This window comes from Sorangium sp. So ce726, from assembly GCF_051521405.1.
GTDB lineage: Bacteria > Myxococcota_A > Polyangia > Polyangiales > Polyangiaceae > Sorangium.
This window is the reverse complement of sequence record NZ_CP150349.1, coordinates 1,390,205-1,412,795: the sequence shown is the minus strand read 5'-3', so window position 1 is coordinate 1,412,795 and position 22,591 is coordinate 1,390,205. Positions and strand designations below refer to the sequence as shown.

17 protein-coding genes and 1 pseudogene are annotated in these 22,591 nt (G+C 70.1%); 14 read left to right on the top strand and 4 right to left on the bottom strand.

Features of this window, described 5'->3' with window-relative positions:
* Nucleotides 1-10: 10 nt before the first annotated feature.
* Nucleotides 11-1,045: a methyltransferase gene (locus WME79_RS05235; protein WP_437532714.1), complete on the bottom strand. Its 1,035-nt coding sequence runs from the start codon at nt 1,043-1,045 to the stop codon at nt 11-13.
* A gap of 242 nt (nt 1,046-1,287) precedes the next feature.
* Here WME79_RS05235 and WME79_RS05230 point away from each other — a divergent pair, with 242 nt between their 5' ends.
* The 5 genes from WME79_RS05230 to kynU all read left to right on the top strand — a co-directional run bounded on the left by WME79_RS05230 (nt 1,288) and on the right by kynU (nt 7,188).
* The gene (locus tag WME79_RS05230) at nt 1,288-2,955 is read left to right on the top strand and encodes a hypothetical protein (protein ID WP_437532712.1); all 1,668 of its coding nucleotides are present in this window, start codon (nt 1,288-1,290) and stop codon (nt 2,953-2,955) included.
* A 74-nt stretch (nt 2,956-3,029) separates the two neighbouring features.
* Nucleotides 3,030-3,614 carry a L,D-transpeptidase family protein gene (locus WME79_RS05225; protein ID WP_437532710.1) on the top strand — a complete coding sequence of 195 codons (585 nt, stop codon included), beginning with the start codon at nt 3,030-3,032 and terminating at the stop codon, nt 3,612-3,614.
* Between the two features lie 124 nt (nt 3,615-3,738).
* Nucleotides 3,739-4,686 (top strand): AraC family transcriptional regulator, encoded by a 948-nt coding sequence (locus WME79_RS05220; protein WP_437532707.1) that lies wholly within the window; start codon nt 3,739-3,741, stop codon nt 4,684-4,686.
* An 88-nt stretch (nt 4,687-4,774) separates the two neighbouring features.
* A complete protein-coding gene (locus WME79_RS05215; protein WP_437532704.1) occupies nt 4,775-5,689 on the top strand; it encodes an SDR family oxidoreductase in 915 nt (304 codons plus the stop codon).
* 233 nt (nt 5,690-5,922) lie between these two features.
* A complete protein-coding gene (gene kynU, locus WME79_RS05210; protein WP_437539764.1) occupies nt 5,923-7,188 on the top strand; it encodes a kynureninase in 1,266 nt (421 codons plus the stop codon).
* A gap of 534 nt (nt 7,189-7,722) precedes the next feature.
* Here the strand turns inward: kynU and WME79_RS05205 are convergent.
* Nucleotides 7,723-8,913, bottom strand: a complete 1,191-nt coding sequence (locus WME79_RS05205) for a serine/threonine protein kinase (RefSeq protein ID WP_437532702.1) — start codon at nt 8,911-8,913, stop codon at nt 7,723-7,725.
* Nucleotides 8,914-9,347: 434 nt separating this feature from the next.
* On the opposite strand from WME79_RS05205, the gene WME79_RS05200 reads away from it, so the two are divergent.
* The 4 genes and pseudogenes from WME79_RS05200 to WME79_RS05185 form a co-directional block, all read left to right on the top strand.
* Nucleotides 9,348-10,196, top strand: a complete 849-nt coding sequence (locus tag WME79_RS05200) for an SDR family oxidoreductase (RefSeq protein ID WP_437532699.1) — start codon at nt 9,348-9,350, stop codon at nt 10,194-10,196.
* An 11-nt stretch (nt 10,197-10,207) separates the two neighbouring features.
* The gene (locus WME79_RS05195) at nt 10,208-12,586 is read left to right on the top strand and encodes a tetratricopeptide repeat protein (protein WP_437532695.1); all 2,379 of its coding nucleotides are present in this window, start codon (nt 10,208-10,210) and stop codon (nt 12,584-12,586) included.
* Complete coding sequence (locus tag WME79_RS05190) at nt 12,583-12,846, top strand: GIY-YIG nuclease family protein (protein ID WP_437532692.1); 264 nt, start codon at nt 12,583-12,585, stop codon at nt 12,844-12,846. Before WME79_RS05195 ends, WME79_RS05190 begins: the two co-directional genes overlap by 4 nt.
* Before the next feature lie 191 nt (nt 12,847-13,037).
* A pseudogene (locus WME79_RS05185) lies at nt 13,038-13,321 on the top strand (transposase domain-containing protein); the annotation flags it as partial.
* Nucleotides 13,322-13,355: 34 nt separating this feature from the next.
* Here WME79_RS05185 and WME79_RS05180 read toward each other — a convergent pair.
* Nucleotides 13,356-13,928 carry a hypothetical protein gene (locus tag WME79_RS05180; protein WP_437532689.1) on the bottom strand — a complete coding sequence of 191 codons (573 nt, stop codon included), beginning with the start codon at nt 13,926-13,928 and terminating at the stop codon, nt 13,356-13,358.
* Between the two features lie 168 nt (nt 13,929-14,096).
* Between WME79_RS05180 and WME79_RS05175 the strand changes: the two genes are divergently transcribed.
* The 5 genes from WME79_RS05175 to WME79_RS05155 all read left to right on the top strand — a co-directional run bounded on the left by WME79_RS05175 (nt 14,097) and on the right by WME79_RS05155 (nt 21,928).
* Complete coding sequence (locus WME79_RS05175; protein ID WP_437532687.1) at nt 14,097-14,693, top strand: PH domain-containing protein; 597 nt, start codon at nt 14,097-14,099, stop codon at nt 14,691-14,693.
* A 34-nt stretch (nt 14,694-14,727) separates the two neighbouring features.
* On the top strand, nt 14,728-14,946 hold the full coding sequence (locus tag WME79_RS05170; RefSeq protein ID WP_012233609.1) for a hypothetical protein: 219 nt from the start codon (nt 14,728-14,730) through the stop codon (nt 14,944-14,946).
* Between the two features lie 276 nt (nt 14,947-15,222).
* Nucleotides 15,223-18,798: a caspase family protein gene (locus WME79_RS05165; protein ID WP_437532683.1), complete on the top strand. Its 3,576-nt coding sequence runs from the start codon at nt 15,223-15,225 to the stop codon at nt 18,796-18,798.
* Between the two features lie 118 nt (nt 18,799-18,916).
* Complete coding sequence (locus tag WME79_RS05160) at nt 18,917-19,699, top strand: matrixin family metalloprotease (protein ID WP_437532680.1); 783 nt, start codon at nt 18,917-18,919, stop codon at nt 19,697-19,699.
* Nucleotides 19,700-19,798: 99 nt separating this feature from the next.
* A complete protein-coding gene (locus tag WME79_RS05155; RefSeq protein WP_437532678.1) occupies nt 19,799-21,928 on the top strand; it encodes a caspase family protein in 2,130 nt (709 codons plus the stop codon).
* A gap of 61 nt (nt 21,929-21,989) precedes the next feature.
* On the opposite strand, the gene WME79_RS05150 is transcribed toward WME79_RS05155, so the two are convergent.
* Nucleotides 21,990-22,337, bottom strand: a complete 348-nt coding sequence (locus WME79_RS05150) for a DUF2325 domain-containing protein (RefSeq protein WP_437532675.1) — start codon at nt 22,335-22,337, stop codon at nt 21,990-21,992.
* Nucleotides 22,338-22,591 lie beyond the last annotated feature (254 nt).

Genomic DNA, 22,591 nt, shown 5'->3' with positions numbered 1-22,591 from the left:
CGCGCTGCGCTCAACTCGGCGACAGCTCCACCACCGTCGTGTCCTCCACCACCGTGACCGATTCGACCTGAAGGCTGGCCTGGCGCGCGAGCTCGCGGTGCTCGTCGCCGGTGCGGATCCTGCCGCTGGCCGCGATGGCGAGCATCTGCAGATCGTGGAGAGTGGCCCACGTCTGGTTCGACGGCAGGAGGACGTTCTCGATGACCAGCAGCCGCGCGCTCCTCGACGCTCCCATGGCGCTGCGGATGTTCTTCAGGATCTGAAGACACCGCTCATCGTTCCAGTTCCACAGGATGCTCTTGAGAACGTAGACATCGTGTCCAGCGGGCACGCCCTCGAAGAAGTCGCCGGGCTGGAAGGTCACGCGCTCGCCCGCGCCGCTCTGCGCCAGGTAACTCGCGGCGCCGGCCTGGACGCCAGGCAGATCGAGCACGACGGCGCGCACGCCAGGGTGCGCCCTGGCGATGGCCGCGGCGAGCACGCCAACCCCGCCGCCGGCGTCGAGCACCGAGCCAGCCGCGCGGAAGGCCGGGAGGCCGGCGATGGCGGCAGAGGTCTGGAGGGAATAGCTCATCATCGCCGTATTGAAGAGCGCGGCGTCGGCGGCGTCGCCGCGCAGGTGATCGTACAGCGGCACGCCGCGGTGGTGCAGAAAGCCCGATCGCCCGTCGCGGATCGCGCCGGCGAAGCCGTCCCAGGCGCTGTTGTGGAGCTGTGACCCCATGAATACAGCCATGAAATGCATGCTGAACGGGTGATCGCGGCGGAGCTGCCGCGACATCTCGCTGTGCCGGAAGGTCTGCTCGCCCGCCTCCTCGAAGATGCCGTTGGCGGCGAGCGCGCGCAGCAAGCGATGCAGCGACGCCGCGTCGACCTGGAGCCGCGCCGCGAGCGCGTCGGCCGAGACGGGCTCATCCCCCACCGCGTCCGGGATCTGGAGAGCCGCGGTCACGGAAAGGGCCCGCGCCAGCCAGAGCCCGCAAAGGATGTCATTGAACCGGCGCCGATTGGCGGTCACCGAGGCTTCCATACCGGCGTCGCTCATGAACGGGCTCCTCCTGGCTGCTTCCATGCCATATCGCTCTCTGAGCTCCATATCTTGCAGGCGCCATCGGGTCAACCGACGCCGGAGGGGTATTTCTCGACCGTCGCGCCGAACGGCACGGCGCCCGCCGAATGCTTTTCGCATGGAAGCGCGGGCTGTCCGGAAGGATCCGCTTCGCATGGACGTCAGGTTCGTGCGGCAATAGTCGTCGAGGCGGCCTGATTCTCCGGTATCGTGAAGGGATGAGGATCCTGAGAGACAAGCTCGCTCCGGTGCTTTTTCTGCTCACGATCGCCGTCTCCGCGTGCGGGGACAATGGCAGATCGAGCGCGACCACCTCGCCTACCAGCAACGGTGGGGCGGGCGGCACCGGGGTGGGTGGCACCGGGGCGGGCGGCACCGGGGTGGGCGGCGCCGGTGGCTCGGGGGCAGGTGGCGGCGCGCCGATCACGGGGAGCGCGCTGTGCGCCGAGCAACCTGCCGCGGTCCCGCGTCAGTGCTCCAGCATCAGTCAGTGGGGGATCACCTGGACCTTCGATACGGAGTATCCGTGCGGCCAGTTCGTCAATGGGGATCCGTGGGTGACCCCGAGCTCCGCCGGGGGTAAGGTCCACATCATCGAGGTCACGCCCGCGGCCGCCGATGGCAAGAACGGGCTCATGGTGAATCCGGTATCCAGCGATGCCCAGGCGTTCGACAGCGACGCGCCGGGCTACGAGGCCGGGCTCGCGCTGGGGCTGCCGTACGACGCGGGCGCCGGCGACTCGCTGGTGAAGGCGGTGTCGCTCGCCGGCGGGTGCGACAAGAGCTGTCTGCAGACCGCCACGGTGCTCACCGTGCTCGACGCCGCGCCGCCCGCCACCGCGCTCCGCCCCGCGTACTTCGGCGACGCGGCGTCGAAGAGGCTCTACTGCACCGACTCGCTCTCGCTGTCGGCGCTGCCGGAGCTCGCCTCGACGCCGGCGATCGACGCCGAGGCGCCGTCGCTCGAGGGGGTGACGGAGGCCATCATCCGCGTCCAGCTCAACTACTTCGGGAGCTGGGCCGGCGAGCAGATCCGGCCGGTCGACAACGTTCGGCTCGATGATCCGTACGGCCCCGACATCTCGAACAACAACGTCGAGGCCGCGCTGCGCGTCCTCCTCCAGCGCCCGGGCGACAGCGCCGAGGCCAGGCGCGCGGCCGTGGTCGCGCTGCTCCAGTACGGCATCGACAATGACGCGATCTTCCGCTCGGGAAAGGCGGGGTGGCGGGCCGACGGCGGCCACGGCCTCGGGATGAAGCTGCCGATCGCCCTCACGGCGCTGCTGCTCCAGGACGCCGACATGGCCGCTCGCCTCCAGGGCGCGGCGCGCTCCGATTTCGCCGAGAGCGATCAGACGCACCTGAACGCTCAAGGCAAGGTGATCTGGGGCCAGGATCGCTGTCGCTACGAGGACGAGACCGGCGAGATCGAATACTGGTTCGACCTCGGCCCGGACCCCAAGACAAGGACTTGCCTCGACCCCTATCTGCTCATCGACGGCGGGGCGGAGCCGGGCGGCTGGTACCAGGGGTGCTGCACCTCGCAGGCGCTGAAAGGCAGCGCCCTCGTGGTGCGGCTGATCCCGGGCCTCGGCGCCGTCTGGAACGATGCTCTGGCGCTTGAATACGCTGATCGATGGGTGGCGGAGGGCGCCTCTACACAGCCCGATCACTGCGCCCCACCTGAACAGGACGGCGGGCCCGATCCGGCGAACCCCGGTCACTGCATCCCGGATCCGGATCTCGAGAGGTGCGCGACCTTCCCCGACTGCGACTGCCAGGCAGGCAAGCAGTGCGGGCGTTTTCCCGATCTGCACGGGACCGGCGCCGATCAGGGGCTTCACAGGAGCGCGTTCGTCGACGTGATGTGGAGCGCCTTCCGCTGACGCCTGCCTCGCCCACGATCCGAGCGTGGGGGCGTATTCTTGCCTCGCTGGCCGGTGCTTGGTAAGCTCCCGAGGTGGCAGCAACGCCGAAGCACCGCACTTCCAGTGTACGGCGCCCGCTCCTCCTCGCGGCTCTGATCCTGGCCATGTCCGGAATTCTTCTGGCCATTCCCCTGGCCGGCGAGGCACGACCCACCACCTGTGCTCGGCCCGAGATCGTCGTCCGCAAGGGCGATGGAGCGCTCGACCTTCATTGCGCCGGCCAGAAGACGTTCACGTTTCCGGCCACCTTTGGCGCCAACCCCGTCGGTCCCAAGGAGCGCGAGGGCGACGAGCGCACGCCGGAGGGCGTCTACCGCATCGACAGCAAACGCGAGAGCAAACGGTTTTATCGTTTCCTCGGCGTCTCGTACCCGAACGTGGATGACCTGAAGCGCGCCCGCGCGAAGGGCATCGAGAAGCCGGGAGGCGCGATCGGCATCCATGGCAGCGACCCCCGCCTCGCCGGCCTGGCGCGCGCCTGGATCCGTCTCGCCAACGCCGCCGGTCTTCAGAAGCTCTGGGGGCCCACCGACGGCTGCATCGGCCTGACCAATGAGGATGTCGATGTGCTCTATGCGCTCGTGCCGGTCGGGACCAAGGTCACCATTCAACCCTGACCTTGGATGAGCGACGACCGGCGGCCTCGGCGTCGCCGCCGGCGCGGCGGCGCGGCTCCCCGCGCTCGCCCCCCGCCTCGGCGAACGGTAGTTTCGCCTGGCAGCACGCGCCATAGTACGACGCGTGTCGCTCGACGCTGCGATCCACTCCCTTGCCGGCGATCCGCTCACCGACATCCTGCGGCTCACCCAGGCCACGTCGGTCATGGCCGGAGGCATCGCCGCCGGTGGCCGCTGGGCCGTCCACTTCCCGCCGCCCGGCGAGATGAAGATCTCGGTCGTCGCCAAGGGCGGCTGCTGGTTCCGCCTGGACGGCCACAAGAAGGCGATCCGTGGTGAGCCGGGGGACGCGGTGCTCCTGCCCGGGAGAAAGGGGTTCCTCGTCGGCAGCGACCTCTCGGCCCCACCCCTGGACTTGATGTGCCTGCTGGCCCAGAAGCGCCACCTCTTCTCCACCCTCGGTGACGGCTCCGAGGTGCTGCTCCTCGCCGGCGGCGTGACCCTCGATCCGCGCCACGCCGACCTCGTGCAGGGCGCGCTCCCCCCTTTTCTGCACGTGCGCGCGACCGCACCCCAGGCAGCCCCCATCCGCTGGCTCATCGAGCAGCTGCTGGCGGAGCAGACCGCGCGCAGCGCGCCGGGCGCCTTCCTCTCGGCATCGATGCTGGCGCAGCTGCTGTTCGTCCAGATCCTGCGCGCCCACCTGGCCACGGCGCCACGCCTGCCCGCGGGCTGGCTGCGGGCCCTCCGCGACGAGCGGCTGGCGGCGGCGCTGCGCCTCCTCCACGGCGAGCCGGCGCGCGACTGGAAGCTCGAGGAGCTGGCCCGCGCCGCGGCCATGTCGCGCACCACCTTCGCCGTGCGCTTCAAGGAGGCCGCAGGGATCGCGCCGCTCCAGTACCTCACGGCGTGGCGCATCCGGCTGGCGGAGCGGCGGCTGCGGGACGAGGCAGCGCCGATCTCGCAGATCGCCGCCGCGCTCGGCTACTCGTCGGAGAGCGCCTTCAGCCAGGCCTTCAAGCGCGTCACCGGCAAGCGGCCGCGGGACTACCGCAACGAAGCGCGCGGCTGACACTCGTCCGATCGCTCCGTACGCTCGCGACAGTTATCGGCACGCTTGCGCATGGTGCGTTCGACACGCCCTCGCTATCGATGAGGACATGCGAACTGTGCTCGTCCTTGGCGGCACCGGGCTCACCGGTCGCCGCCTCGTCAAGGTCCTGCTGAAAGAAGGGTTCCTGGTCCGCTGCGCCGTGCGCAACCTCGACGCCGCCCGCGCCAGACTGCCCGCCGCCGCCGAGCTCGTGCGCGGCGACATCGCCGACCGCGCCTCCATCGAGGAAGCGGTTCGCGGCTGCGAGGCCGTGTTCAACTGCGTGCACACGCTCTCACCGCAGAAGGGCGCCGCGCCCGGCGAGACCTTCGTGGACACCGAGCTGCGCGGCCTGGAGAACGTGGTGGCAGCCTGCCGGATCCACGGCGTGCGGCGCGTGCTCTACGTGACCTTCCTGGGCATCACGCCCGACACGCGCTCGATCTGGGCACGCGGTCGCTGGAAGGCCGAGCAGATGCTGCTCGGCAGCGGGCTCGACGTGACCATCCTCCGGCCGGGGCAGATCGTCGGACGTGGCGGCTTCGGCTTCGACGCCACGCTGGCCAACGCGCGGCGGCGCGTGGCGCTGATCCTCGGCAGCGGCCGGAGCCGCATGCAGAACATCGCGCTCGACGATCTCGTCCATTACCTCGTGCGCAGCCTCGACGAGCCGCGCACCTTCGGCCGGGCCTTCGACGTGGGCGGCGACGAGGCGTTCACCACCGACGAGATGGTCGACGTGGCGGCCCGCGTGCTCGGCCGGCGCCCGCCGTGGAAGCTGCACCTCCTGCCCTGGCTGCTGGCGCCGTTCGCCGGGCTCTTCGAGCGCCTGGCTGGCTTGCCCCGCGGCGCCTTCGCCGACCTGCTGCTGGGCCTGGACGCCGACCTCGTCGGCGATGTGGGGCCGATCCGCGCCATCATCCCGCTCACGCCCATGCCCTACGCGCAGGCCGTCGAGCGGGCGCTCGCCGCGAGCGCCTGATCGGCGTCGATGCCTCGTCGCTGGACCCGGAAACCTCGGAAATGCAGGACGGGCACCGGCAAGCTCACCACCGCGACCTCGCCATCCTGGAAGGCTTGCAGCTGGATGACATGCCGCCCGGCGACCACGAACGGATCTCCCTGCCGCTCGAGCTGGCCAACCTGGGCGCCAGTCCGGTCCGTGCCATGCTGCGCACGCTGCGCTGCGGAACCGAAGGGACGCCTGACATGAGCCTGCAAACCACCCGCGACACCTGCCTTGCCCGCGACGCAAGCGACCCGCTGCGCCACCTGCGCGACGAGTTCGCGCTACCGGGCGATGTGATCTACCTGGACGGCAACTCGCTGGGCGCCCGCCCCAAGGCGTCGCTGGCCCGTGCCAGGGAAGTGATAGAAGCGGAATGGGGTGACGGCTTGATCCGCAGCTGGAACACGGCCGGCTGGGTGCACATGTCCCGCCGCCTGGGCGACCTCCTGGCTCCGCTGATCGGCGCCGGCAGCGGCGAAGTGGTGGTCACCGACACCACGTCCATCAACCTGTTCAAGGTGCTGGCCGCCGCCCTGCGCCAGCAGCAGAGCGCCGCGCCGGAGCGCCGGGTGCTCGTGTCGGAGCGCGACAACTTCCCCACCGACCTGTACATCGCCGAGGGCCTGACCGAGCTGCTGAAGATGGGCGGCGGCGCAGCCTACGAGTTACGCCTGATCGACTCGCCCAAGGACTTGCCGCAGGCGATCAGGGACGACGTGGCGGTGCTGGTGCTCACCCATGTCAACTACAAGTCCGGCTACATGCACGACATGGCCGCTGTCACGGCGCTCGCGCACGAAGCCGGCGCGCTGACCGTGTGGGACCTGGCGCATTCCGCGGGCGCCGTGCCGGTGGACCTCCGCGGCGCCCGCGCCGACTTCGCCGTCGGCTGCACCTACAAGTACCTGAACGGCGGCCCCGGCGCGCCGGCCTTCCTGTGGGTGGCGCCGCATCATCAGAACCGCTTCTGGCAGCCGCTGTCCGGCTGGTTCGGCCACGCCCGGCAGTTCGCGATGGAACCCGCCTACACCCCCGCCGACGGAATCGGCCGCTTCCTGTGCGGCACCCAGCCGATCACCGCGCTTTCGCTTGTGGAATGCGGGCTCGCCATCTTCCGCCATACCGACATGGCCGCGCTGCGCGCCAAGTCGCTGGCGCTGACGGAGCTGTTCATCCAGCTGGTGGAAGCCCGCTGCGGCCAGCATCCGCTGACCCTGATCACCCCGCGCGACGCCGCCCGCCGCGGCAGCCAGGTCAGCTTCGAGCACCCGCAGGGCTACGCGGTGATGCAGGCGCTGATCGCCCGTGGCGTGATCGGCGACTACCGCGAGCCGCGCATCATGCGCTTCGGCTTCACCCCGCTGTATACCCGCTTCGTCGACGTCTGGGATGCGGTGGACGTGCTGCGCGACCTTCTCGAGAGCGGCGCCTGGGACAAGCCGGAATTCCACAAGCGCGGCACGGTGACCTGATCCACCCGTAGCCTGGACGAGACGCAGCCGGGGACGCGTTGGCTCGGCGCTCGGGTAGAGTGGGAGGTGCTGAATCGGGCACTCTCGGACTGCGGGGAAACACCTCTGAGGAGCACTGCTCATGGGCAAGACGGCCAAGCTGTTTTCGGTTCCGAAAGAGCGGCAGATAGAGGCGCTCTTCGCCCACAGCGCCGAGATCCGCGACGAGTTTCGAGCGTGCTTTTCCGTGTCGCCCGGACACCCGAAGACGCACGAGGAGCCACGAGAAGGCGAAGAGCCCCATTTCGACGGGCTCTGGGTCTTCGGGGATGGGCCCGGCGTCGAGGTGGTCGACACCGGCGCGTACGTCGAAGCCGAGCTCCTTTGCAATCGCGCGCTCGGGGAACGCGCCTACGTTCAGTACGAGTACCGCATCGAAGCGCTCGATCTTCGGTACAAGGGCGACTACGCGCCGTATTACAGGAACCGCGGCAGAATCCTGAAGCACATCGGAAAGCGCCTCGAGCTCTTCTGCGCGTACGCGCTGCTCGAGCTCTACGAGCTGGTGCAGCGCCGCGGGGTCGAGGACGCGACGCTCGGCGCCCTCTTCTCGCCCAGGCACGTGAAGGCCATGTTCACGGCGTTCCGCGTGCCGATCCGCTTCACCGGCGACCTTGGTTGAGGTGAGGCCCGACGCCTCGCGACGCGCGGCCTGTGAGCAGCGCGCTCAGCGCGCGGGCCGGTCGAGCGCTGCGAGCGCGTCCTGCGCGCCCCGGTGTTTGGGATCGAGCCGCAACGCCTCCTCGAGGTGCTCCTTCGCGTCGGCGAGGAGCTCGGTGCGTCTCTGCTGCTCCTGCTCAGGGGAACCGAGCGGGTGCGGTGGACGACGATGGCGGCGCCGCCGGCGGCCGTGAGGCCGAGGGCGACCGCGGCCGCCACGAACAGGCCGCGCCGGGGGCTACGTCCCGCCGGACGATCGAGCGCGAGGAGCGCTTCCCTCGCCGTGGCAAACCGGCGATCCAGGTCGGGATCGAGCATGCGATCGAGCCAGTCGGCGAAGGGGGGCGAGACATGGACGCTGCCGCGGACATCGAACCGCATGCCCTTCTGGGGCAGATCCGCGGGATCGCGGCCGGAGAGCACGTGCAGCAGCGTGGCGCCGAGCCCATAGAGATCGCTCCCGGGCGCGGCGCGGCCGCGGAACTGCTCCGGGGCCATGTAACCGTACGTGCCCACCACCGTGCTGCCCCCCGACGTCGTGTCCCGCGCCTCCCCCACGGCGCCGAAATCGACGAGGTACACGGAGCCGTCCTCGTGGCGGAGGAGGTTCTGCGGCTTGATGTCGCGGTGGACGATGGGCTGGCTGAAGCCCTGGAGATAAAGCAGCGTCCGCAGGACGTGCCGCGCGATGGTCGACGCCTCGGCCTCGTCGGCGCGCCATCCGTCCTTGACCCAGGCCGAGAGCGGTCGCCCCGGCGCGAGCTCCTGCACCAGATAGAAGCAAGGCCCCTGCGCGCCATCGAGCTTGAGGTAATCGATATAGCGAGGAATGCTGGGGTGGGTGAGGTTCGCGAGGACCCTCGCTTCGCGCTCGAATAGATCGAGGGCTTTCCACTCCGCGCGCTTCCAGATCAGGAGCTGTTTGACGGCGACGCGCCCCCCGGTCGAGAGGTCCTCGGCCTCGTAGGTGATCGCGCTGCCGCCGCGGCCAAGCACGCGAACGACGCGGTACCGATCGGCGATCACGTGCCCTTCAAGGTACGCAGAGTCCATAACGAGCGAGAAGATACCATGCGGAATGCGCGGCTCTCCGCGCGGTCCGCTCCACCGGAGCGCCGGAATCGTGCCCAGAGGCGAGGGCGGATCCGGGGCCCAGGGACGTCGTGAGTACACGCAAATGAGCCAATTCGTTCAAAAATGCCTCGCTCAAGAGGCGCTGTCGCTCGCGTGAGCAGCGCCGACATCGCGCAGCGGGATCGGCGGTCCGACCGCGCGCTGACCGCGAGGCGTCTGGCAAGGCGCGCTGGGCGATCGCCGCGCCGTGGAGCACTCCGCGCCAGCCGCCGGAGCCGGACAGGCAAGCGCCCCCGAACGCCGGGGCCTTTCTGCCTGGGACGCCGGAACCACCCCGGATCGCCCAGCGTGTGGCGGCGCCCGCTGAGCCGTTGTAAACGCGGGGCGTGACCCAGGTGCGCTCGATCTTCGCCCCAGGACTCTTCGGACACCAGGTAGCGATCGTCACCGGCGGGGGCAGCGGCATCGGCCTCGCGTGCGCGCGTGAGCTCGCTTACCTGGGCGCGAAGGTCGCCCTCTGCGGCCGGCGGGCCGACAAGCTCGAGGCCGCGGCGGGGACGCTCGCGGGCGATGGCGTCCCCGGCGACGACGTGCTCGCCGCGCCGTGCGATATCCGCGAGCCGGAGCAGATCGCCGCCTTCGTGGGCCAGGTCCTCGACAAATTCGGCCGCGTCGACGTCCTCGTGAACAATGCCGGCGGTCAGTTCCCGAGTCCGGCCATGGACATGACGCCGAAGGGATGGGAGGCGGTCGTCCGCAACAACCTGAACGGTACCTTCTTCATGACGCGCGAGGTCGCGAGGCGGGCGATGCTCCCGGCGCGCCGCGGCCGCGTCGTGAACGTCACCGCGTCGGTGAGCCGCGGCTTCCCGGGCATGGCGCACACGGGCGCCGCGCGCGCCGGCGTGGAGAACCTGACCCGCTCGCTCGCCGTCGAGTGGGCGGCGCTCGGGATCCGCGTCAACGCAGTCGCGCCCGGCAGCAACATCCGGTCGAGCGGCACGTCGCAGTACGGCGACGAGCTCCTCGAGCTCGCGCGGCGCGCCACCCCGCTCAAGCGCCTCGCCACCCCCGAGGAGGTCTCGCGGCTCATTGTCTTCCTCGCCAGCGACCAGAACGACTTCATCACGGGCGCGGTCTACGGCGTCGACGGCGGCCAGCCGCTCTGGGGCGACATCTGGTCCGTCCCCGAGCCGGACGGCGCGCCGACCGCTCCACCGGACGCGAAGGGCTGAGAGGGCGCGGCGTGACCTATCCGCCCCCGTCCCGTTCCGCCGGGCACGACGTGCCGGAGCTCACGGCCGACGCGCTCGACGACGACACGACGGTGCCGTACGGGCCGCCGTCCTCCGGGATGCCGCCGTCCTCTGGGCCGCCGCCGTCCTTCGGGCCGCCGCCGTCCTCCGGGATGCCGCCGTCGGCAGGGCCGCCCGCCGCGCCGTCCTTCTTCGGGGACGCCGCGCGGCGCGTGCGCGACTACTTCCTCGCGCTCGATCCGACGTTTCTGTCCGCGATCGCGCCGCTCGCGCTGGTCGCCGTCATCCTCTTCACGCGCGCCCCGTCGACGAACTACATCTTCGACGAGCAGGAGGCGCTCCTCGCCAACCCGTACGTGAACGCGAAGGGCGGGATCGGCTTCCTCGAGGCGATCCACCGCGATTTCTGGGGGCTGCCGCCCGACCGGAGCGTCGGCTCCTACCGCCCGCTGCCGAACTTCCTCTGGCGCACGATCTGGGCGGTCACGAAGCAGCCGTTCTTCCACCACTTCTACAACGTCCTCTTCCACGCGGTGAACGCCGCGCTGCTCACGTGCGTCACGTTCTGGCTCACGCGGCGGCGCGGGCTCGCCTACCTCACCGGGCTCCTCTTCGTCGGCTGCGCGCTGCTCACCGAGGCGGTGAGCGGCATCGTGGGCATCGCCGACGTGCTCGGGGGCATGGGGGCGATCGCCGCCCTCGCCGCCCTCGCGCTGCCCGCGTGGGCGATGCCGTTCGGCGTGTTCGCGGCCGTGCTCTTCGGCCTCTTCTCCAAGGAGAGCGCGCTCGTCTGCGTGCCCCTCGTCCCGTTCGCCGCGCTGATCGCCGCGCCGCTCACCCACCCCACGCGGCCGGCGCGGTTCGTCCGGGCGCTGCTCGCGCTGCTCGCCGCGGGCGCGGCGTTCGTGCTCTACGTCGAGCTCCGGCGGCGCTGGTTCCCCGCGCCCATGCCGGCCGAGCTCGCCGCGCCGCTCGCCGAGGGCGCGCCGCTCGTGAAGCGCGCGCTGCACGAGACGCTCGTCTGGTTCCACCAGGCGCCCCTGCCGCGCGATCCGCTCAACAACCCGCTCGGCGCCGCGGACATGCCGCACCGGATCGCCGGCGCGCTGCGCGTCTACTGGCGGGGCCTCACCCAGATCGTGTTCCCGTGGACGCTGAGCGGCGACTACTCGTACCCGCAGGAGCCGGTGCCGGACAGGCTGGTCTTCTTCGGCAGCGTCGCCGGCGCCGCGATGATGGTGCTGCCCCCGCTCGGCTCGCTCGCGCTCTGGATCGCGGCCCTCCGCCGCGAGCACCTGGAGCGGCGCGAGCGGCGCTCGGTGCGCGCCGCCTTCCTTGTGGACGGCGGCCAGGCGACGTCGCGCCGGTGGCCGCTGCTCCTCGCGGGGGCGCTCCTCGCGATCGCGGCGGCGGCGCTCGCCGCGTACGACTGGCACGTGCTCCGCCCGGCGGGGCGCGTGCCGCTGCTCCGGGCGCTGCCGCTCGTGCTCTGGCCGCTGCCGTTCCTGCCCGCGTTCCTCCTCGGGCTCGGGCTGCTGGTCGAGGGCGCGCGCCCCCTGCCCTGCCCGGCGACGGCGGACCGGAGCGCCTGGGTGCCGCTGCGCCGCGGCTACGCGGGGCTGTGCATCGCGGCGATCGGGCTGACCTGGGTCGTGGTCAGCTACTTCCCGCACTCGAACATCCCGGTCGTCCTGCCGACGGTGCGCGCCGAGCGCTTCTGGTACTTCCCGGCCATCGGCTCGTCGCTCGTCCTCGCCGTCGCCTTCTCGTGGCTGCACGAGGCGCTCGCTGGCTCGACCCTCACGCCGCGCGCGCGCTGGTCATGGAGGGCGTGGGTGACGCCGGCGCTGTTCGTCCTCTTCTTCGGCTTCCAGTGCGCGCAGGCCTACCGGCACGCGATGGACTACCGCAACGACCTCGATTTCTGGGCGGCGACGAAGGAGGCGGTCCCGAACAGCGCCAAGGCGCACCTCAACTACTCGGTGATGAAGGGCGCCCGCGGCGACCTGGAGACCCGCCTCGCCGAGAGCAAGATCGCGATGGAGCTCGCCCCGACGTGGCCGATGGCGCACGTGTACACGGGCGACACGCTCTGCCGGATGCACCGCGCCGACGAGGCCTTCCCGCACTACGAGCGCGGCATGGAGCTCGGCCCGAACGAGCTGAGCCTGATCGCGCTCGCGCTGCAGTGCCTGCACGACGAGCAGCGCCTCGCGGCGCACGAGGACGAGCTCAGACAGCTCGCGGTGGACCACCCGGGGACGTGGCTCGCGTACCTCGCGACCGACACGCTCGACAACGGCGCGACGCACGGAGGAGTGGACCCGAAGTACCGGCCGCGCGGCTACAACGAGGGGCCGAAGGAGTGACCGCGGGCTGGCACGTCTACATCCTGCGCTGCGGCGACGGGTCGTTCTACACGGGGATCGCCCGCGACGTGGAGGCGCGCTTCGCGCAGCACGCGGCGGGGCGCGGGGCGCGGTACACGCGCGGCCGGGGGCCGCTCGCGGTGGTCCACGTCGAGGCGGCGGCCGACAGGGGGGAGGCGCAGCGGCGGGAGGCGGCGATCCGGCGGCTGGGGCGCGCGGGGAAGGCGGCGCTCGCCGCCGGGGGCAGGGGGGACCCGTGAGGGCCCTCGCCGCCCGGCCCGCGAGCGTGGCCCCGTAGTTCCGGCGCCGGGCGGCGGTAGCGCGCCGGCATCGTGAGAGGTGGTGCCGAGCCGACGGGCCCAATGGGAGGGAGCTCGTCGCGCGGGGCACGACGTGTATGGCCGATGCAAGAAGCTCGTTTCCTAGACGCGATGAAGAGGAGGCCTGTCCGGATGTCGTTAACGGCGAGGTCGAGCGGCAGCTAAGACGTGTAGCCCTCGGAAGAAAAACTACCTATTCGCGGGCTCCGATAAGGGCGCTCAGCGCCTGGCCATCGGCTACACGATCTTCGGCTCGTGCCGGATGCACGGAGTCAACCCGCTCGCCTGGACGACGGCCGTGATCGGCAAGTTGCAGGCGGGTTGGCCGCGCGGACGGCCGGGCGAGTTGGTTCCCGATGCCTGGGCGAGATCGTCGCTGGTAGCTCCGGCTTCCGCCAGCGCCGACGCGCCCTGAGCGACGCCGGATCGAGCGTGCCCTCGTGGCGCGGTCACGACCACGACACCTCGAACTCGCACGCCCTGGCGCCACGGAAGCGGCAACGGGTGTGCAGGCAGCGGCCCTCCCGAGCGCCCATGTGGGACAGGATCCGCTCCTGCCATGCCGGGATGCCCACCGCGCAGGTCACCGGCCCGGGAGCGCGGTCCAGGAGCCGCGACGCGGTGAGGCGGACCGTGTAGCGCTTCGCGCCGACCTCGGTCGCCTCCATCGTGCCCTCGTCGAAGTAGCGCTCCCACAGCGAAGAGGACCGGCGCAGCATCGTGGCTGGGGACGCGGCCTTGAGCAGCACCGTGAAGAACCGTTGCAGGTCCGCCGCGGCGATGGCGCTGGCCACGGGCCGGAAGCACTGCGGATTGCCATCTCCGAACAGCGCCACATAGCGGTCGATGAGGCGGTTCCAGAGGCTCACCGGGTACCAGCCGTTCGGCAGGAGGATGCCGCCCACCTGCGCGGCCTCCTGCGGGCTCAGGCCTTCCAACCACCGCGCCACGCCGGCGGCGCCGTGCCGTGTGGCCACGAAGTCCTTGAACCCCCCCAGCGCGTTGCCCTTGACGTTGCTCATCGAGTTCGCTCCACCGGGCGGCCGTCGCCAGGCCCGTCGGGTGCCGGGAAGGGAGGATCCTGACGATGGTCCCGGGCAGATGCAATCGCGCCGGCCGGGTGTTCCGAAGAGCCGGCGGGCGTCGTTGCGAGCGCGCATTCCGGCGGGCGCCGTACTACAATCGCCCGCGTGAAACCGTGCCCCTTCTGCGCGGAGCAGATCCAGGACGCCGCGATCAAGTGCCGCTTCTGCGGCAGCATGCTCGATGAGAGAGCGCCCGTGGCCGCCGCAGCTGTCGCCGCGCCGCTCGCCCAAGCTCCCGGCGCGCTCGCCCCCACCCCCCACGCGGGCGCCGCGCTCGCCCCGGCGCCGGGCGCGGCGCGCGTCCTGTTCGAGGGGACGCCGAGCTGGAAGGCGTGGTTCTGGTCCTACCTGGCGGCGGGCGTGCTCTCGCTCGTGCTGGTCGGCCTCATCTGGCTCGGCATCCTGCACTGGAAGCGCAAGAGCCTCCGCTACAAGATCACCGATCGCACGATCGACTACGAGGCCGGCCTGCTCACGCGCCGGATCGAGACCCTGCAGCTCTGGCGGGTCCTCGACATCGACCTCCGGCAGACGTTCATGCAGCGGCTGCTCGACGTCGCCGAGATCCGCGTGTTCACGAAGGACGCGAGCGATCCGGAGCTCGTCATCCGGGGGCTGCCGGCGTCGCGCGAGCTGTTCGAGGCGCTCAAGAACGCGGCGGAGCTCGCGCGCCAGCAGCGCGTGCTCGGCGTCGTGCAGTGAGCTCGGCCCACCAACCCTAGATCGGAGCCCGACCATGCCCCCGAGGCGATCCCCGCTCGACGAGCTCCCGGACGTGCGCGACGGCCTGACCCGCGCCGAGCGCATCATTCTCTGGAAGCTCTCCGAGCTCGAGAAGGAGTTCAACGGCCGCAACGTGCCCACGGCCACGCTCTACGGCCGCGTCGTCGAGCACATCGACCTGTCGGTCCCCGAGTTCCAGCGCCTGATGCAGCGCCTCGTCGGCGTGCGCTGAGGGCAGCCAGCGCCGGTGCGGGTGCTCCGCGGAGCTGGCGCAGCACGATGGCCCCCCGCCGGGCGCGACGCCTGACCGCGTAGCGGAGCGAGGCGGGCGAGGCCGCGACGGCGAGCGACGCGCGCGGCCGCTGGGACATCGGAGGCTGCATGGCCACGCACATCCGAGCGCGCGGCGGCCAACGCCGACCGGCCTCAACCGCCTTGTCCCCGGCGCTGCTCCTCGCGGCGCCGCCCCTCCCCTGGACGACCTCCAGCCCCGCGGGCTGATCGTGGCGTGACGGTGGCCCCCTCGAGCAACGCGAACGCGCCTCCGATCGACCGGAATGTGCGGCCGATCACCCCTTCCGTCTATGGCGCCTATGCAGAGAAGTGGGCCGTGATCGTGGGGATTTCCAGGTACAAGGACGCGAGCCTCAACCTGCATTACGCGGCTCGTGACGCCGAAGACCTGGACAAGCTCCTCAAGACGGGCTGCGGCTTCAAGAGCACCAATGTCCAGCTCTTGCTCGATGAGCAAGCGACGACAGCCAGGATCACGTGGGCGCTCCGGAGCTTCCTTAAAAAAGCTGCCACGGACGACATCATCGTCCTCTACTTCGCGTGCCACGGTCAGCCGGACGTAGGGGCTCGGGGAAACATCTTCTATCTGATCACGTGGGACACCGACGCGAGAGACATCGGGTCCACGGCCCTGCCGATGCGGGAGGTGCAGAACGCCCTGAACGACTATGTGCTGGCCGAACGAGGGATCATCCTGGTCGATGTCTGCCACGGTTCGCCGATCGGCGATTCGACACGAGAGCGAAGCCTCAGCGCAGGCGACGTGATGAATCAGCAGGCCGAGGCGCTCAGCAAGGCGCAGGCGGGGATCGCGACGATCTCGTCCACGCGCGCGAACGAGACGGCGCAAGAAGGCGCGCAGTGGGACGGCGGCCACGGCGTCTTCACGCACTTTCTGCTCAAAGGGCTGAGCGGCGAGGCCGCCGAGGAAGAGACCGGCAAGGTGACCGTGAGCAGCCTGTTCGACTATGTGAGCAAGAACGTGACGGAAGCCACGGAGCCCACGCCGCAACACCCCTGGATCAGCGGAAACGGCTTCGATAACAGCCTGCCGCTCGCCTGGAGGGCGACGCTCGACAACAAGGAGCGGCTGGCGCTCGGCCGCGATCTCGCCGACCTCGCGCGGCTGCTGGGCGATCGAGTCAGCCTGGACCTGGCCAGCGAGCTCTTCGTCGAAAACACGGTGGACCTCGGCCTCGCGCGCCTCGATGCCGGAGACAGCGACCGCGCCATCCCGACCTTTCAGGCCGTGGTGAGCCAGGACGAAGCCGGAGCCGCGGAGGCGGCGTACTACCTGGGCGTCGCGCTCGCGATGGCCCACAAAGACGGCGCCGCGAAGCAAGCACTCGAGTCTTTCCTCGCGAAGAGCCCCAACGACCCGCGAGCGGCCTTTGCGCGCGATCTCCTGACGGATCCGGAGCGCCGCGCGAGCACCGGTACCCGGCGCGCGCTCTTGATCGGCGTCGGCCACCAAGCCCGGGGAATGAACGAGGACGCGGCGGAAGCGAACGACGCGCGCTCGCTCCGCGACGTCTTGATCGAGCGGTGGGGCTTCGCCGCCGACGACGCGATCTTGCTCTGCGGGCCCGACGCGACCCGGGACGGCATCCTGGGCGAGCTGGAGAAGCTCGTCACTTCTGCGACCGAGGACGACGCGGTGGTCATCTTCTACAGCGGCTGCCGCGGCTGCTTGCCGCTTCGAGACGACGCGATCCTCCCCCACCGCGCCAGCAGCCCCGACGCGGAAGAGGACGCCGAGCACGCCGTTCCACCGATCCCGCTGGACGAGGTCCACAGGATCGTTACAAGCATCCGCTCACGGCGCAAGACGCTCATCATGGACTCGGACGCATCGCCGACGCTGATCGGCCTTGCCCGGGGCGCGTCCTACGCGGCCCTGTTCGGAGCCAGCGCCGGACGGCAGGCCTTGACCGTGCACACCGATGAGCGCCACGGCCGCCGCGGGCTCTTCTCCTGGGCGCTCGTCGAGCAGCTCAAGACGGCGCCGCCGGGCATCACGCTGGAAGAGCTCAGGGACAAGATCGCGAAGAGCATGCAGACCCATGTGAACCAATGGGAGCAAGAGCCGCACCTGAGCGGGACAGGATCGGTGTCCCACCGCCTTGAGCCGGTGTGCATCGGGCATCTCATGCTCTTCGAGCTGAGCCGGCGCCGGCGCTTCGACGGGTTCGCGCGCCACGAGCTCGAGGCGCGCTACGACGTGATTCTTCGCGCGTTCCCCGCGGCGCCGCCCGACCTGCACTACGCCGCCGGTCGCGGCTTCCTCGCAGCAAGAGCGTACGAGCGGGCGGCGGAAGCCCTGGCTTTGTCGGCGCACGCGCGCGCGCCGTCCGAGCCGGAGGCGCTCATGGCGGTCGCCGTCGCTCAGATCGGCGCCGGACAGCGGGAGGCCGCGGCAGACTCGCTCGATGGGTATCTCCGCGCCTTTACCCCGCCGGAGCAGGCCCCGCTGGCAAACGACGTCACCTCGCTGATCGCGCGGCTCAAGCGAGGCAATCGCTTCGCGGTCATCGTCGGAATCGACGCGTATGGTCATCCAGGGGTGCCCCGGCCGCTGGGCGCGGTCAACGACGCCTGCGCGCTGTGTCAGGTGCTCATCGATCGCTGCGGCTTTCTGCCGGAGAACGTGCACTTGCTCCTCGACGGCGCCGCGAGCCGCGCCGCGATCCTCGCGGCGCTCGAGGACCTCGCCGCGAAGCCGGAGGAGTCGGCCACGCTCTTCTATTTCGCTGGCAACGGCTCCTTCGACGCGAGCGGCCATCCGACGATCGTGAGCGCGGACGGGCGAAGCGAGGGCGTGTTCGACATCTCCCTGCGCGAGCTCGGCGAGCTCGCCGGTCGGGGCTCGGCCCGGCTCGTCACCATCATGGACGCCGGCTGGACGAGCAGGACGCCCGCTGAAGGGTCGAGGTACGTCGAGGCGGACCCGCGGCCGGTCCCGCTTGGGCGTGCCCTGATCGGGCCCCGGTTCTTCGAGTCTCCCCTCCGCGTCGGCAGGCTGACCGCGCTCAATGGATCCATCAACATGGCAAGGGCCAGCGAAGACTGGCCCCAGGTCGAGACGGTGATGCCCCTGTCGCCGCCCGGATCCGGCGGCGTGGTTCGCGGTCTATTGACCCATGAGATTGCCAGGGTGCTGCGAGCAGCCCGGCCGGCCACGCTCACGTGGCGAGGGTTGTTCGGGAGGGTTCAGGCGACGCTGAACGTGCATGTCACCGGGGAGGGGATGGAGGAGATCGCGTTCGACGACAGGCTCCTGGACAGCGCCCGAGCGTGCCTCACGAACCTCGATCGCGAGCCGGCCCGCCGTGTGCTCGCCGCGCTCGAGCGCGCTGACATACCCCATAAACCACTATGGCGCGGGATCGCCTACGCTGCGCTCGAAAAGTACGAGGAGAGCATCGAGACGCTCGACGCGTTCATCCGCGGAAAGGCGGGGGAGCGGTCAACCGCGGCGCACTATCATCTTGGCCGCGTGCTCTTCGAGAGCGGGCGTGACCTGGACCGCGCCGTGAGCGAGCTGCGCTGGGTAACGCAGCGCGATCCCGCGAACGCCGCTGCGTTCCTCTATCTGGCCAGAGCGCTCTGCGCCCGCGCCGAGAGCGACATCCGGGGAGAGGCGGCGATGGCCTACGCCAGATACCTCAACTCCGGTGCCCCTCCCGGTTACGAGGACGAGGCATGGAGCTTCATGACAGCGAGAAGGAGCGGCGCGCCTGGATTTTCCCCGCTGGAAGAGTGCCCGACGAGCAAAGGCCGCCAACGATGACGAGACGGCGGCGAGGCTAACTTGACATGGGATGTACGCGTTCCGACGTGATGGGCCGGAGTGTGTCGCATGGTTCGACCACCGCGCGCCCGCCGTCCAAGAAGGATAGACACGACCGATGACAACGACAGAAGATTCCATCCACATCTGCCACGATCGCACGATGCCGCTCGCGCTGGAGGAGACAGCGAGGCGGGTCGCCATACTGGAGAATCCGGCCAACGAGGCAGACCCGAACCTCGACCCGAACGATCCGAACCTCGCGCCGGCAGAGCGTGTCGCGCTCATCGCGCAGAAGCGATGGCGCGCCGGCAAGCGGCTGAGGATCCGCTTCCTCGATGGTTCACCCACGATGCAGGCGAAGGTCGCTCACTACGCCGCGGAGTGGACGCGGTACGCCAACATTTCATTCGACTTCAGCGGCTCGGCGTACGCCGAGATCCGGATCTCCTTTTACGCCGACCGGGGCTCGTGGTCGGCGCTCGGCACGGACGCGCTGGTGCAGCAGTACTTTCCGCTCCATCAGCCCACGATGAACTTCGGGTGGCTGCGCGACGACACCGACGAAACGGAGTACTCTCGCGTCACGATCCACGAGTTCGGCCATGCGCTCGGCGCCATCCACGAGCACCAGAACCCGCAGGGCGGCATCAAGTGGAACGAGCCCGCCGTCTACAGCTATTTCGCCGGGCCGCCGAACTACTGGCCCAAGGAGACGACCTATCGCAACGTCATCGCCAAATATTCGTCAGACATCCTGATCGGGACCCAGTTCGACCCGGCCTCGATCATGCTCTATCACTTCCCTGCGGCGCTGACGCAGAACGGCGTGGGGACGAGGTCGAACACCAGGCTGTCACAACGGGACATCGAGTTCATCAAGATCGCTTATCCCAGATAGCCTGCGCCCGCGCCTGCGCCGAGATCAGGGCGTGATCGCCCCCCCAGCCAGGGGAACCTCATGAACAATCCACGCAGCTCCGAAGCCGACGACACTCGAGTGAGCGAACCGCGGGGGGCGAGCCCGACCTTCCGGGCGCTGCTCATCGGCATCGATTTCTATGCCCTGAACAAGCTCCCGAATGACGCGACGTACATGTCGCTGCGCGGCTGCGTGAGCGACGTCGACCGCGTCGAGAAGGTCCTGCGCGCCCGGATCACGCTGCCGCACGACATCAAGACGCTCCTGGCGCCGAACGTCGGGGACGACAGGCCCGGTGGGCCGGAGAGCGCCTGGCCCACGTACAGGAATATCAAGGCCGCGCTGGATGGGCTGCTCGCCCGTACGCAGCCGGGCGACCACGTGTACATTCACTACTCCGGCCACGGAGGCCGCGTACTCACGAAGTTCACCGACCTGAAGCCCGGCGGGTTTGACGAGACGCTCGTGCCGACGGACATCGGCGACGGCTCGCGCTACCTGCGCGATCTCGACATCGCGTATTACCTCGACGCGCTGACGAGGAACGATCGGGCGACCGTGACCGTCGTGCTCGACAGCTGCCACTCCGGTGGCGCGACGCGCGGAGTCAACATTGCGCCGCGGTGCGCGACGGGCGCCCGCGGCGGCGCGGATCCCACGCTCGACGCCGCGGAGCGCCCGACGGACGGCGTGGCCTCCGACGATGAGCTGTACGCCGCGTGGAAGCGGCTCGAAGCGACGGGGGCCGGCCGGCGCGCTGCGACCGCCACCACCTGGCTCCCCGAGGCCAGGGACTACGTGCTTCTTGCGGCGTGCCGCGACGTGGAGACCGCGCTCGAGGTGCGCCTGGACGGCGGCAGGTCGACTGGCGTGATGACCGCGGCCTTCCTCGAGGCGCTCGAAGGGCTCGGCAAAGACCAGACCTGGAAGGCGCTCTACGAGCGCGTGCTCGCGAGCGTGCACAGCAAGTATTCGTCGCAGACCCCCCAGCTCCTGGGTCAAGGGGAGCGCCAGATCTTCGGGGCCGAGCTGCGGCCGGTCGTGAGCACCGTGATGGTCAACGAAATCGACGCTCCGAACCGGAGAGTGAAGCTGAGCGCAGGACTGGCGACGGGGACCCACGCGGGCGCGAGGTTCGGGATTTTCTCCCCGGGGACGACAGACTTCACGCAGCCCAACCTGCGCGTGGGCGCGGCCACCGTCGACAGGATGATGGCTGTGGAGAGCTGGGCGTCGCTGGAGGAGGGCGCCGCGATCGATTCCGTCGAGCTGGGCGCCCCCACGCTTCTCGAGGACGTGGGATCCATCGAGCTGCGGCGCGCGGTCAACCTCTTTCACCGGGACGACCTGCCGCCCGAGATCGATCAGGATCAGGCGCTCGGCGCCGTGGGAGCGGAGATCAAGGCGAGAGGGCGAGGGTTCCTCGAGCTCCTCTCCGGCGGGACACCGCACTACCAGGTCGCTCTCAACAAGGATCGTCGCTACGAGCTCTGGGACCCGTCGGGAAAGCCCATTCCCAACGTGGGGACGGTGGCGATCGGCGCACCGGCCGCCGCCACGATCGTCGTCGATCGGCTGCTCCATCTCCTCCGTTGCCAGGCCATCCTGGAGGTCGCCGAGCCGGTCTCGGGGCTCAAGGACGACCTCCACATCGAGCTTCTCGCCCCGCCACGGGGGTGGTCGGAGCGCACGCCAGCCGAGGGTGGGACCGTGATCAGGCCCGACGGCGATGCGTACGTCATCAAGCCCGATACCTGGGTATTCGTCCATGTCGTGAACGAGAGCAACAGCCCGGTCAACATTGCCGTCATCGATCTCGGCGATGACTGGGGGATCCGCGCCCTGGAACCTCCGCCGCCGGAGGGGCGCATGATCCCCACGCGGCGGTATTCCACCGTGGAGGCGAGGAGGGAGGCCCGCTTCGCGTTGCAGTTCTTCCTTTCCCAGGGACGTGGCTCGTCGCTCGACGTCCTCAAGATCTTCGCGACCCTCGGCGATACCGATTTCTGGTGGCTCCTGCACTCGGCCCTCGACAACCCCGTGACCCGTTCGCTGGCCACGAGGGACACAGCCGCGAACGACGCGCTCTTCCGGCTACGCGAGGCGCTCGACGCGGAGGAGAACACCCAGCGCGACGTGCGCCCCAGGTCCGCGCCGGGTGACGGATGGACCACAAGGCAGTTCCGCGTCGAGACGCGACGGACCTGAGCCTCGACGAGGCCCCTCCGACGTGTCACGCGGCGCGCCGCGGCGACGCGCGGCCCCCTCCTCAGGCGGCGCGCGGCTCGAGGGCGGCCCGCTGCTCGAGGGCGGCCCGCAGCGCGGAGACCGAGGCGCTGCGCAGGTACACGACAGGAGCGCCGTCCGCCGCGAGGCCCTGCATCTGATCGCGCAGCGCGTGCGAGACCATCGTCACCATGATCACGACGAGCGCCACCTTGCCCGCGCCGTGGCGCGCGCCCGGGGGCACGCGGTTCTCGTAATGGCGCAGCGACCAGCCGTGCTTCTCGGCCACATCGCGGTAGCGGCTGGACATGCCCCCGCTGCCCCCGATGACCAGCACCGTCTGCTCCTCACGCCTCCTGTCGCTCCCCTGACTCGGCCGCTCCGCCTTCATGCGATCTCCCTGGAGCAAGGCGCAAGCCAGGCTCTCCAGCTCGCCATTTCCGGCAGAATCCTCGTTATCGGACTCTATTCCTGGGCAAAATGTCCTTGAATCGCGAAGGCCCTTGTCACCGTGGCAGCGCGAGCGTCGGGCTGCGTGCGCCCGCGTCCGCGCCCAGAAATCGGAGCCTCGGGCCCGCGCGCCCCTCGACTCGACAGGTCGTACGCGCGCTATTCCCGGCTGCTCGCAGGCCGGGAATAACGCGC

Bases quoted from the DNA above. Each gene is read 5' to 3' on its own strand.
- WME79_RS05235 (WP_437532714.1), bottom strand. From the start codon at position 1,045: ATGAGCGACGCCGGTATGGAAGCCTCGGTGACCGCCAATCGGCGCCGG.
- WME79_RS05230 (WP_437532712.1), top strand. From the start codon at position 1,288: ATGAGGATCCTGAGAGACAAGCTCGCTCCGGTGCTTTTTCTGCTCACG.
- WME79_RS05215 (WP_437532704.1), top strand. From the start codon at position 4,775: ATGCGAACTGTGCTCGTCCTTGGCGGCACCGGGCTCACCGGTCGCCGC.
- WME79_RS05180 (WP_437532689.1), bottom strand. From the start codon at position 13,928: ATGAGCAACGTCAAGGGCAACGCGCTGGGGGGGTTCAAGGACTTCGTG.
- WME79_RS05170 (WP_012233609.1), top strand. From the start codon at position 14,728: ATGCCCCCGAGGCGATCCCCGCTCGACGAGCTCCCGGACGTGCGCGAC.
- WME79_RS05160 (WP_437532680.1), top strand. From the start codon at position 18,917: ATGACAACGACAGAAGATTCCATCCACATCTGCCACGATCGCACGATG.
- WME79_RS05150 (WP_437532675.1), bottom strand. From the start codon at position 22,337: ATGAAGGCGGAGCGGCCGAGTCAGGGGAGCGACAGGAGGCGTGAGGAG.